The sequence below is a fragment of the Pseudomonas sp. NFACC45 genome (assembly GCF_900113505.1).
GTDB lineage: Bacteria > Pseudomonadota > Gammaproteobacteria > Pseudomonadales > Pseudomonadaceae > Aquipseudomonas > Aquipseudomonas tehranensis.
Genome location: NZ_FOPO01000004.1, coordinates 229,041 through 240,794 on the forward strand (window position 1 = coordinate 229,041; position 11,754 = coordinate 240,794).

Below are 11,754 nucleotides of genomic sequence, written 5' to 3' on the forward strand. Positions count from 1 at the left end.
CACAGCAGCCCTGAACTGAGAATTTATTTGGTCTAGAGCAGCCGGTTGTTTGGCATCGGCCAACAGAACCTCAATGGGGCCGATGCTCAGTCGCCCAAAAACCGTGCACCTGACAGATCGGCGTCCTTAGTTTGGCGCTCTCAGTCCACTCGTTGCTGGAAAACCCGAACGACATCCCAACGTTTTGTTAGACCAGTCGGCATGTTTAGTCATTTGAACACCTGACTCGTTAACTCAAGAATGCTCAATAGGATGACTGAAGGACTGACTGTCCCAAGCGTCAGATAAGTTGGCACTCACACAGTCAGCCTGCCATTCCGCCAGGCATAACTCGAATCGGTTTAATTAAATTACAAGAGACCAAACAATGAGTCAGAACAATCTCATCACCTACCACCAAGAGAACGGGGTTGCCATCCTGACCCTGAACCGGCCAGAAAAACGTAATGCAATGAGTGATGCCATGCGCGCTGAGTTGGTAGAGCTGTTGGAGGGCTTGCGTGGCGACCGTAAAGTTCGCGCTCTGATCATTACAGGCACCGGTAAAGGCTTTTGTGCTGGAGGAGATATCTCCGGAATGCAAGCACGCATGGAAGCGGATCCAGCGGTCGTTGGGTTCAACGGCTGGGAGCGCCAGCAAGGCGTTCACTATGCCGCCAGCCTGCTGCTCAACCTACCCATCCCGACTATCGCTGCCGTCAATGGAGCTGCCGCCGGTCTGGGCGCAGACCTCGCACTGTCTTGCGATTTTGTCGTCGCCGCGCGTCCAGCGACCTTCACCTGGGCTTATATCGCTCGTGGCCTCATCCCTGATGGCGGCGGCCTGTACTTTCTACCGCGGCGAGTCGGTCTTGCACGTGCCAAGGCTCTGATCTTTAGCGGCCGTCGTGTTGAAGCCGAGGAAGCGCTCCAACTGGGTATCGCAGACCGGATGTGTGAGGCAGACAAACTGCTGAGTACCGCTATCGCCATGGCCGATGAAATGAGCAGCGGTTCGCGCACTGCGATTGCACTGACCAAGTCCATCATCAACCACAGCTACGAGATGTCCGAACACCAGGTGTTCGCCGAAGGCAGCAAAGCCCAAGGTATTTGTTATACGTCCAGGGAGCACCGCGCTTCGGTGCAGGCCTTCCTCAATGCCGCCAAGGAGGCGGGCAAATGAAACAACAACTTCATGCACTGCTTAACCCGAAAAGCATCGCCGTCATTGGCGCCTCGGCAGATACCCATAAAACCTCTGGACGCCCGGTTTCCTACCTTCTGAAACACGGCTTTGGGGGCGATATTTACCCGGTCAATCCCAAAGCTACCGAAATCCAGGGCTTACCCTGCTACCCCAATATCGAGTCGTTACCGCAAGCCCCTGATGTGGGTCTAGTGCTGCTCAGCGCAAAACGCAGCATTGAGGCCGTCCGCTCTCTAGCCAAGCTTGGCTGCAAAGCTGCCGTCATCCTGGCCAGCGGTTTTGCCGAGGCGGGTGAAGACGGACATGATCTGCAGCAGGAGCTCAAAGCAGCCGCAGGCTCGATGCGCCTTCTGGGTCCGAATACCATCGGCCTGGTCAACCTGTCCGCACGCATCCCACTCTCGGCCAGCGGCGCCCTTGAGATCACCGACCTGCCGGCAGGTCATGTGGCGGTGGTCTCCCAGAGTGGTGGGATTCTCGGTGCCCTGCTCTCCCGCGCAGCAGGCCGCGGCATCGGCCTCTCTTCGCTCATCTCCACCAGCAACGAGGTGGATCTTGAGGTCAGCGACTTCATTGACTACTTGGTCGATGATGAGAATACCAAGGTAATCGCGCTCTATCTGGAGAGCATCCGCAACCCTCAGCGCTTCCGAGAAGTCGCGCTGCGTGCCCGGGAAGCGGGTAAACCGCTGGTAGTGTTCAAGATTGGTCGTTCCGAAGCCGGTGCCACCGCCGCCAGCTCACATACCGGCGCACTGGCCGGTGAGGACCGAGTCTACGATGCGTTCTTCCGGGAACTGGGCGTGATTCGTGCCAACACCTTTGACGAATTCCTCGACATTCCGGCGGTGCTGGTGACCGGTCGCCCGTTGGCTGGCCGCCGTGTAGCCATTCTGACCTCCACCGGAGGCGCAGGAACGCTGATCGCTGACAGCCTGGGGATGAACCATTTCGACACCCCCAAACCGGATGCCGACACCGCCGAGAAGCTGCGTGCACTGCAGGGTGATACCCCCACCGCTCTGGACCGCAACCCGATCGACGTGACGCTGGCCGGACTTCAACCTGACCTGCTGCGCAAAGCGATCCGCACGCTGTTGAAAAGCGACAGCTACGATGCGCTCGTGGTGATCATCGGATCATCAGGTCTGGCCATGCCCGATCTGGTCGTCTGCGCCATCCAAGATTGCCTGGACACCAACAATAAACCAGTGCTTGCGTATGTCAGCCCCTATGCACCGGATACGCTCAAGCGCCTCAACAGCGCCGGGATTCCGGGATTCTGCTCCCCGGAAAGCTGCAGTGCCGTGCTCGAAGCCTTGTACTTCAGGGCTCAACCTCTACCCTCCACACATGCGGCACCCACTGCCCAGCTTCCCGACATGACCGCGCTGACCGAGGGCTCCATCGATGAAGCGGCCGCCAAGGCCTTGTTTAGCCAAGTGGGTATCAGCGTGCCGGAAAGCCGTGTGGTCACCAGCCGTGAACAAGCCGTCCATGCCGCTCGCGAACTGGGTCAACCGGTAGTCCTCAAGGTGTTGGACGCCAACCTGCTGCACAAGAGCGATATTGGTGGTGTAGCCCTGCATCAGACTGCCGACACCATCGGCGCGCGCTTCGACCAGATGATCACGGATGTGGGCAGTCACGTCGGTTATCGCCCAGATCGGTTCCTGATCGAAGCCATGGTAGCGGGCGGCCACGAACTCATTCTCGGTGCCAACCGCGATGCCCTTGGTACGGCGATCCTGCTAGGTGCCGGCGGTGTCACAGCCGAACTGTTCAAGGACACCACTCTGTGCATGTTGCCGGACCATGGGGGGCTGACGCTTGAGCAAGCCAGGGCGATGATGGAGAAACTGACCACCTGGCCGTTACTCAATGGCTATCGCGGCTCCGTGCGTCGGGATATCGAAGCACTTGCCCAGGCGATCGTTAACTTCTCAGCCCTGGTCGCCGCACTAGGCGAGCGTCTGGTGACATCCGAAATCAACCCACTGTTCATCCTGCCCGAAGGCCAGGGTGTTGTGGCGGCCGATGCCGTACTGGTCCTGAATCAGGCAAGCGCCCACGCAGTCACCGGAGAAAGGCGCTATGGCTGAAGCAAAAAATGGCAGCCGGGTTCACCTTGCCTATGAAGGTGACATCGCGGTCATAACCATCGATAACCCTCCCGTCAACAGCAGCACTGAAGCAGTAAGAAGAGGAATCCTGTCCGCGTTGGCGGACATCGATGTCGAGCAGACGCGGGCGGTCGTTCTGACCGGCGCCGGGCGCAATCTGATGGCCGGCGCCGATTTGCGCGAGCTTGAAGACGAACCCACGGAACCCACCTTGCCCCAGGTTACATCGGCCCTGGAAGCCTGCCCTCTGCCGGTGATTGCAGTCGTCAAGGGATACGCGCTCGGCGGTGGTTTGGAGCTGGCCCTGGCCTGTGATGCAAGGCTGGCCACGGCAAATGCCACCGTGGGCCTACCGGAAGTAACGGTGGGTATCATCCCTGGTGCCGGTGGCACGCAACGCTTACCTCGAGCGGTCGGTGTTTCAACAGCGCTCAACATGATCGTAACCGGAAAACCGGTCAACGCAGCCAAGGCCTTGGAGCTTGGTCTGGTAGATCATCTGTTGAGGGAAACCGATGCTCAAGCTCAGCACGCTGAAGTTCTGTCCTTTGCATGCGGCTATAAAGGGGGCAAAAGGTCATTGAGCTCGCGCGCTGTCCCCCGGGAGGAAAAGGCAGCACTGAAAGCGCTGGCCCACAAGCTGATAGCCAGTTGTCGTGGCCTCCCTGCGGCAGCCGTTGCGGCAGAGGTGGTCCTGGCAGCCGATGAGCTGAGCTTCGCAGATGCCATCGTCAGGGAGCGCTCACACTTTCTTGCCCTACGCGGCAGCGAATCGGCCAAGGCCCTGCGCTATCTGTTCTTTGCAGAGCGTACCGAGCCATATACTCCAGAGCAGCCAGTGGCCGAACGCACGCTCGAGCGAATAGCAGTCATGGGTGCCGGCACCATGGGCAGCGGCATCGCACTTTGCGCGTTGAATGCCGGATACACCGTCGACCTGATTGACCTGAACCCGGACGCTCTCGAAGCCGGTGTAAGTCGCATCAAGAGCGAACTGGAACGAGAAGTTGACCGGCAGCGTTTGAGTGCCCACAACCGCGATGCCACCCTTACCCGCCTTAGCGCAACTCAGGATATTCAAGTCGTTTCAAATGCCGACCTGGTGATCGAAGCCATCATCGAAGAGCTGGGGGCGAAACAGTCGCTGATCAACAAGCTGGCCGCACTGGTGCGCGAAGATACTCTGCTGGCGACCAACACTTCCTATCTCGATATCGACAAGATCGCTGTGGGCATCTCCCACCCGGAGCGCGTGTTGGGTCTGCACTTCTTCAGTCCTGCGCATCGCATGTCGCTACTGGAAGTCGTGCGCGGCAGCTCGACCCGCGATGAAACGCTTTGTACAGCGCTGAAGTTTGCCGACCGCCTGAAGAAAAAGGCAATCGTCGTCAACAACTCCTGGGGCTTTGTCGGTAACCGGCTATACGCCGCCTATCGTCGCCAGTGCGAGTTCATGCTCGAAGAAGGCGCAAGCCCCGAACAGATCGACGCTGCCCTCGAGAGTTACGGCTTCGCCATGGGACCGTTCAAGGTGGCCGACATGTCGGGACTGGATATCGCCTGGAGGATGCGCCAGCAGACCGCCCATACGCGTCACCAGCGTCGCTACGTTGGTATTGCGGACCTCATCTGCGAAGCCGGTCGCCTGGGGCGCAAGACTGCCAAGGGCTACTACCTGTATAGCGATGACAACCAACCGCGAACCGACGCCGCCGTCGCCGAGATCATCGCCTATTACCGTCTTGAAAAAGGCATCGAGCCAAAACCATTCAGTCGTGACGAAATACAGCAACGCGCCGTGCTGGCGTTGATCAACGAAGCCTTGCTGCTGCTCGGAGAAGGCGTCTGTCAGCGCCCGGAGGATATTGATATCGCCTTAGTCCACGGTTACGGATTTCCCCGCTGGCAGGGTGGGCCGATCTTCATCGCCCGCCAGATGGGATTGACCGAACTGAATGCCGCTCTGGACCGCTTCGTCGACGTTTCTGGCAAAGGTCAGGAACGTGGTGATGCGGTCCTGATAAAACTTGATGCCAATAGCGCGAAGGAGTGACAACAAGACCGCGCTGAATCAACTGGACCAACGGCAAGGTCGCTACGGGCTTTGCAGCATGTGCGTGGGTGTAGGCCAAGGCGTAGTCCTCATCATAGAGCGCCTCTGACCTGATACGCATGCCGTCAAATACACGCAGGCGCGCCGCAAGGACGCCCGCTTCAGCCCGGCTGACCAGAGTCTGCAGCCGGGTTCATCGACCCAGCGGTGTTGACCCCATACCTGATAAGCGCCGAGAAATAGGTTGATCCGGATATTCTCCTTCTACCCTGCTCCTACTGCGCCGACGATCAAGACCCATTCGGCTTATTTCCCTCCCTCACAATTGACCATCCAGGCGATCCCGAAACGGTCTTCGAACATGGCAAAGCGTTCCGCCCAAAAGGTCTTCGCCAAGGGCATCTGCACGTTGCCCCCCGCACTCAAGCCATTAAACAGCCGCTCGGCCTCCTCCACGCTGTCGACATTGAGGGAAACCGATACGCCTTGCGGCTTATGAAACGGCTGGCCTGGCGGGCAGTCGGAAGCCATCAGACTGAACCCGTCGACCGTCAGGCAGGCGTGCATGATCAGGTCCGCATCCTTGGGCATGCCGACATCCTCGGGCGCCTCGGCAAAGGACATGGAAAACAGCTCGCCACCCAGTACGTCCTTGTACAACGCAAAGGCTTCCTTGCAGCGGCCGTTGAAGGTCAGGTATGGGATGATTCTCATGCTCGGATCTCCTGTAGTCGGCGTCACGATTGATTGGACAACTGCGCCCGCAAGCGCTCTTCCTGCTCGCGCAACTCGGGGGTCAAGGTTTCGCCAAAATCCTCGGCTTCGAAGATCTGGCGGATCTCGATTTCACTGTCGCTGACCATCGGGTTCGGGCAGCGCTTGACCCAGTCGATGGCTTCCTGCAGTGACTGGACCTGGAAAATCCAGAAGCCGGCGATCAATTCCTTGGTTTGCGCAAACGGCCCTGCGACGACGGTTCGGCTCTTGCCGGAAAACTGCACGCGCACGCCCCTGGCGCTCGGGTGCAGGCCCTCGCCGGCCAGCATCACCCCGGCCTTGAGCAGTTCTTCATTGTAGGCGCCCATGGCAGCCAGCAATTCTTCGCTGGGCATCTGTCCGGCTTCCGATTCCGGACTGGCTTTGACGATCACCATAAATCGCATGCGCTTATCTCCTGAGAGTGGATGGCTTGAGCCGCCCTTGTGGTAGCTCTACGGACTAATCGAATGGCAATGGTGGAAATCGACAGCCTGACGCAATTATTTTTTTCGACCGGTCGTGTGCGCGATCCGAACGAACATGGCAAACCGCAGAAACGCTGAAACAGCCGTCACGCCCGGCGATAGGCGCTGGGCGTGACACCCACTTCGCGGCGAAACACCTGGGAAAAATGGCTGGGGCTCGAGTAGCCGACCTCCAATCCGACATCGATGATACTTCGGTCCGTCTCCAACAGCAGATGCCGGGCGCGGCTCATGCGCAGGCGGATGAAATACTGCGAGGGTGACAGCCCGGTGGCGCGCTTGAACATGCGGCTGAAGTGGTACTCGCTCAGTTGCGCAACCCGCGCAAGATTGGCGAGGCTGAAATCGGCGGCAAGCCCCTCGGTCATTGCCTCGATGACACGGCGCAGTTTGTAGGCCTGCAATGCGTTGCTGCGCCGGGCACTGCGGTTTGGGTCAAGGTAGCGCCGCACCAAATGCACGGCCAGCGCCTGAGCCAGGCTGTGGGCAAACAAGGGGCTCGGCTGGCGCTCGTCGATGAGCTCCTGGCGCAGTTGCTCCAACAGGAAACTGATTCGTTCATCCCGGGCACCGGAAACATCGAGGAAGGTGACCGGGTCGGCATGCTCGCCCAGTACCTCGCGCGCAGCTTGATCAATCAACGGCAGGCCAAGATACAGATGCATCACCTCGAAAGCGTCGCAGCCGTGCGTCTGCCAGCGCATCTCGTAGGGCTCGCCAGTGTTGGTGAGAAAAAAGTCGCCGGTCTTGACCTCGGACGCTACCCATTGCCCACCCAGGGCGCGCTCCTCAACCCGCGCCGCGCCCGCCAGCACCCACACAAGAAGAGGCTCGACCACGGCGGGCACCAGGATAGGCTCGACGATGCTCTGATGGCTGAATCGCAACATCACCACGTCCTGCATCTGCGGACGCGGCGGCAACGTCTGCGGCGTTCCCGGCAAATAGTGCAGCATTGATTCGCCCGTAATGCGTTGAGCATCGCTGGCTGCGAGGGTTTGCGGATCGGGTTGGCGCACAGGATGCTCCATCGACAACGCTCTCTGACGAGGGCTGGTGTCAATAGGATAACGCCACGGCGACCATGAGCAAGGTCGCGGGACAGGTCGTGGCAGCTTCGGCCAGCCCCATACGATGCGCCGGCCCCCGTATGCTGGAGCAAAACCCCAACAGTCCAGGCAAGCCTGCGAAAGCCCGAACAGGCACGTTGAGAGACAGTGAAGCCGTCGATAACGACAGCGCCTCACGGGCGCGGAGCCGGCGAATGTTTCCTCGGCTCGCAACGCAGGAGAGCATCATGACTGATATCACCTATAACATTGCCCACGAAGTCGCAGGCAAAGTCGCGCTGGTCACCGGCGCGGCCAGTGGCATCGGCAAAGCCATCGCACTGTTGCTGCACGCACGTGGCGCCAAGGTCGTTGCGGAAGACCTGATCCCCGCCGTCGAAGCGCTCGCCCGCCCCGGGCTGGTGCCGTTGGTGGCGGACATCAGCGAAGACGGCGCCGCCGAACGCGCGGTCGGCCTGGCCGTCGAGCAATTCGGCCGGCTGGACATCCTGGTTAACAACGCCGGGATCATCATCAACAAGCTTGTCATCGACATGACCCGCGAAGACTGGGAGCGCATTCAGGCAGTCAACGCCACTGCGGCCTTCATGCATTGCCGCGAAGCGGTAAAGGCGATGATGCCCAACGGGTCCGGGGCAATCGTCAACATCGCCTCCTACGCATCCTACTTCGCCTTTCCAACCATCGCTGCCTACACCGCGTCCAAGGGCGCGCTGGCCCAGTTGACGCGCACGCTGGCGCTCGAAGTGATCGGGCATGGCATCCGCGTCAATGCCATCGGCGTCGGCGATGTGGTGACCAACATCCTCAATGACGTGGTCGACGACGGCCCTGGCTTTCTAGCCAAGCACGGCGAAGCGGCCCCCATCGGCCGCGCTGCGCAGCCAGAGGAAATTGCCGAAATCGTCGCCTTCCTCGCCTCGGACCGTGCGAGCTTCATGGTCGGCTCGGTGGTTATGGCCGATGGCGGCATGACGGTGACCGCGGGCTGATCGAACCCCGGACCGACAAGCCGGTTCGGTGTCGGCCACGCCATACAGGATCAGGCAAACCCGCGACATTTTTGACATAACGGCCAAGCGCAGCCACTCCCTAATCTGGACTCACACACCAGACGGCCCGGACAGGGCCATCCGAACTCGCTATGCAGATGTGGGGCATCACATGAAAAGCATTAGCAAACCGTTGATCGGTACCGCTTTGAGCGCCGTTATCGTCTCGGTGCAGCCATGGCGTTGCAGCAGGCCGGCAAAGCCAAGGGCGAGATCGCGATTGTCGGCATCGACGGCTTGCCTGACGGCCTGGCGGCCATCAAGCGCGGGATGTTGGTCGCCTCGGTATTCCAGGACCCCAAGGCCCAGGCAACCAGCGCGGTACAGGCAGCACTCAAAATGATCAAGGGAGAAGCGGTAGAACAAGACGTCTGGGTGCCCTTTCAGTTGATCAGGCCTGAGCAACTGGCGGTGTTTGAACAACATTACAAGTAGCGGACACGCTCAATGCTTCGCCGCGGTCCTGGCAAGGGATCAGCGGCGACTCGCACATCCAAAACAGGTGGTCGGAGTGAACTATTACCGTTGAGATGAGCAACACCTTGGAGGTTACGCGAGCCACCCCCCGTCACCTACCAGGCCATGCACCGGATCTCCCGGACATATACCAAAGTCGCTGGCCAACAGGCGTAGAAAACCCAACCCAAAAGCCCCTGTGGACTCAGGCCGGAAATAGCTACGTTGTAGCTGGGTTCTACGCAGAGGGTCTTAGACTGCTTTCCTGTACTACCTGAACGCCGCCACACCCTCCTGCGTAGTAAATCCTCCCCAGCACAGCCAACCGTGACCAATACAGCGGAAGGACTCTGCACGCATACCTCGTACGCGTCACGTCGCACTCAACCGAGTCCAGCCATGAACCTACTGAATCTCTTCAACAAGGCCCGCGCCCATACTCAAGGTACGGTCAGCGTGGTCTGCACCTCTGCCGAACTCGACCAGGCGTTGGCCGGCGTGCGTGTCACCCCGGTGTTGATCACCGGGTTCGTCTCCCCGCACCTGGACATCGACCAGGTCGCCGCCAAGGTCAAGAAGCGCTTCGCCAACAGCGCCATCAGTCTGTGCACGACGTCGGGCGAGCTGTGCAACGGTGCGAACACGCTGTATTGCCAGACCGGCGAAACCTGGGACCGGGTGGTGCTGCAATTGTTTGACGCCAGTGTGATTGTGTCGGCCGAGGTGGTCATGGTGCCGCTGGAGTGCGAGGACATCCGCGGTGGCGGCAAGCGCTTGGCCATGCGTGAGCGAATCGCCAGATTGGTGAATAACATCAAGCAGGCGCAAGTGAACACGCCCATTGATCATCGCGATACCTTGGCCTACGTGGTGTTCGATGGACTTTCGGCTTCCGAGTCGTTCTTTATGGAAGCGCTCTATGAGTCTGGGCGCTTCCCCTGTCTGTTCGTCGGCGGCTCAGCCGGTGGCAAGACGGATTTCAAAAAGACCCTGATCAGTGACGGCCAACGCAGTTATCAGAACCACGCGCAGATTGTCTTCCTGAAAACTGCAGCGGATGTGCGCTTCGGGGTGTTCAAGAGCCAGAACTTCCAAACTGCCGGGCTGACGTTCAACGTGCTGACCGCGTCGGTCGAAGACCGCACCATCGACCAGGTCATCGACAGCCGCGGCAATATCAAGAGCATGGTCCAGGCGCTGTGCGACGCATTCGAGTGCAGTGCCCAGGCGCTGGAAAAGAAGCTGGCCGATTATTCATTCGCCATCCGCGTGGGGGATGAGCTGTTCGTACGCTCCATTGCCCGCATCGATTATCAGCAGCAAATCATCCAGCTGTTCTGCGACGTGGCACCCGGCGAAGAGCTGGTGATGGTCAAGCGCACGCCCCTGCGCGAGGCGACCCGACTCGACTACGAGAAATTCCTCAAGGGCAAAGGCGGCCGTCCGGTGGCCGCCATTCTCAACGACTGCATCCTGCGCCGGCTCAACAACAGCAGCGACCTGGGCAGCATGGCCGGTATTTTCGGGGATGTGCCTCTGGCTGGCTTCTCGACGTTTGGTGAAATCCTCGGCCTGAATCTTAACCAGACACTTACGGCGATTTTCTTCTTCAGAGTCACCAAGGGCGCCAGTTTTGTCGATGAGTACGTCGACAACTTCATCGCCCACTATGGCGAGTTCAAGGCTTTTTTCCTGCGCCGACAGATCAAAAAGCTGGCGGGCCTGAACCATGTCGTGGTCAAGCAGATCATGGCGTTCAAAACGAATGACTTCAGCAGCGCCTTGGACACTCGCGGTCTGGACAACACCATCTTGCCGGTGTTCGACGGCCTGACCGATCTGGGCCAGGTATTGGCCCAGGCCAGCCAGCAGCAAGCGCAGATGGCGACGCAAATCAAGCACTACTCGGGTGAGCTTCACCTGTCGATGGATGACCTGGCGGGTACGATCGACCGGCAAAACAGCGTCGCCGAGCAGGCCGGTACGACCGTCGAACAGCTTGCCACCCAAGCAAGTGAAGCAGTTGTCGGCGCCCGTGCGCTCGCCAGTTCCAGCTTGCGTATCCAGTCGATCGTACAGGTTATCCAGCAAATCGCCGGACAGACCAACCTGTTGGCCCTCAATGCGGCCATCGAAGCAGCGCGCGCCGGTGAAATGGGCAGAGGGTTTGCGGTGGTGGCTGATGAGGTCCGCAAGCTAGCGGAGATCACTCGCAAGAATGCCGCGGAAATTGGCGTGGACATTGATCTGCTCTCGACGGAGATCCAAGGCGTCGCCCAACAGATCGAAGACCAGTCCGTCGCCGTGAGCGCCCTGCGCGAGATGCTCGATGCCCTGGAAGACTCGAGCCGTACCACCGAAGGCACCGCGCAACGCACGAAGGCCATCGCCGACACCTTGACCGGGTTGACCCATGCCAATGCTTGAGTAACTGCCACAGGGTTTGGTGTCGAGTCCGGATGTTGTATGCCCCCCGCAATCCCTTGTGGGAGCGAGCCTGCTCGCGATAGCGGTGGGTCTGCTTGTGGTGATGCTGGATGTGCCGGCCTCATCGCGAGCAGGCTCGC

Annotated in this window: 8 protein-coding genes and 2 pseudogenes; 7 read left to right on the forward strand and 3 right to left on the reverse strand. The window is 59.7% G+C overall.

Translation table 11 applies throughout. The annotated features are described in order from the left end of the window. Window positions 1-367: 367 nt before the first annotated feature. From BM132_RS09115 to BM132_RS09125, 3 genes are read left to right on the forward strand one after another with little or no spacing between them, the layout of a single operon-like run. Entirely contained in the window at window positions 368-1,165 is a 798-nt protein-coding gene (locus BM132_RS09115; RefSeq protein ID WP_092454771.1) for an enoyl-CoA hydratase/isomerase family protein, read from the forward strand. Beyond that, on the forward strand, window positions 1,162-3,291 hold the full coding sequence (locus BM132_RS09120) for an acetate--CoA ligase family protein (protein WP_092454773.1): 2,130 nt from the start codon (window positions 1,162-1,164) through the stop codon (window positions 3,289-3,291). Before BM132_RS09115 ends, BM132_RS09120 begins: the two co-directional genes overlap by 4 nt. Beyond that, on the forward strand, window positions 3,284-5,365 hold the full coding sequence (locus BM132_RS09125) for a 3-hydroxyacyl-CoA dehydrogenase NAD-binding domain-containing protein (protein WP_092454774.1): 2,082 nt from the start codon (window positions 3,284-3,286) through the stop codon (window positions 5,363-5,365). Before BM132_RS09120 ends, BM132_RS09125 begins: the two co-directional genes overlap by 8 nt. A gap of 306 nt (window positions 5,366-5,671) precedes the next feature. On the opposite strand, the gene BM132_RS09135 is transcribed toward BM132_RS09125, so the two are convergent. From BM132_RS09135 to BM132_RS09145, 3 genes are all read right to left on the reverse strand, one after another. Continuing rightward, on the reverse strand, window positions 5,672-6,079 hold the full coding sequence (locus tag BM132_RS09135; protein ID WP_092396333.1) for a VOC family protein: 408 nt from the start codon (window positions 6,077-6,079) through the stop codon (window positions 5,672-5,674). 23 nt (window positions 6,080-6,102) lie between these two features. Then, window positions 6,103-6,528 (reverse strand): YciI family protein, encoded by a 426-nt coding sequence (locus BM132_RS09140; RefSeq protein ID WP_092454776.1) that lies wholly within the window; start codon window positions 6,526-6,528, stop codon window positions 6,103-6,105. A gap of 167 nt (window positions 6,529-6,695) precedes the next feature. Beyond that, complete coding sequence (locus BM132_RS09145) at window positions 6,696-7,640, reverse strand: helix-turn-helix domain-containing protein (protein ID WP_092454777.1); 945 nt, start codon at window positions 7,638-7,640, stop codon at window positions 6,696-6,698. 266 nt (window positions 7,641-7,906) lie between these two features. On the opposite strand from BM132_RS09145, the gene BM132_RS09150 reads away from it, so the two are divergent. From BM132_RS09150 to BM132_RS28880, 4 genes and pseudogenes are all read left to right on the forward strand, one after another. Then, window positions 7,907-8,671 carry an SDR family NAD(P)-dependent oxidoreductase gene (locus tag BM132_RS09150; RefSeq protein ID WP_092454779.1) on the forward strand — a complete coding sequence of 255 codons (765 nt, stop codon included), beginning with the start codon at window positions 7,907-7,909 and terminating at the stop codon, window positions 8,669-8,671. Window positions 8,672-8,896: 225 nt separating this feature from the next. Continuing rightward, window positions 8,897-9,166, forward strand: a pseudogene (locus BM132_RS09155) (substrate-binding domain-containing protein); the annotation flags it as partial. A gap of 420 nt (window positions 9,167-9,586) precedes the next feature. After that, window positions 9,587-10,741 (forward strand): annotated as a pseudogene (locus BM132_RS28875) (FIST signal transduction protein); the annotation flags it as partial. A gap of 372 nt (window positions 10,742-11,113) precedes the next feature. Further along, a complete protein-coding gene (locus tag BM132_RS28880; protein ID WP_371264115.1) occupies window positions 11,114-11,614 on the forward strand; it encodes a methyl-accepting chemotaxis protein in 501 nt (166 codons plus the stop codon). Window positions 11,615-11,754: the final 140 nt, after the last annotated feature.

Coding starts and splice junctions, on each gene's coding strand:
- BM132_RS09115 (WP_092454771.1), top strand. CDS start 368: ATGAGTCAGAACAATCTCATCACCTACCACCAAGAGAACGGGGTTGCC.
- BM132_RS09120 (WP_092454773.1), top strand. CDS start 1,162: ATGAAACAACAACTTCATGCACTGCTTAACCCGAAAAGCATCGCCGTC.
- BM132_RS09125 (WP_092454774.1), top strand. CDS start 3,284: ATGGCTGAAGCAAAAAATGGCAGCCGGGTTCACCTTGCCTATGAAGGT.
- BM132_RS09135 (WP_092396333.1), bottom strand. CDS start 6,079: ATGAGAATCATCCCATACCTGACCTTCAACGGCCGCTGCAAGGAAGCC.
- BM132_RS09140 (WP_092454776.1), bottom strand. CDS start 6,528: ATGCGATTTATGGTGATCGTCAAAGCCAGTCCGGAATCGGAAGCCGGA.
- BM132_RS09145 (WP_092454777.1), bottom strand. CDS start 7,640: ATGGAGCATCCTGTGCGCCAACCCGATCCGCAAACCCTCGCAGCCAGC.
- BM132_RS09150 (WP_092454779.1), top strand. CDS start 7,907: ATGACTGATATCACCTATAACATTGCCCACGAAGTCGCAGGCAAAGTC.
- BM132_RS28880 (WP_371264115.1), top strand. CDS start 11,114: ATGGATGACCTGGCGGGTACGATCGACCGGCAAAACAGCGTCGCCGAG.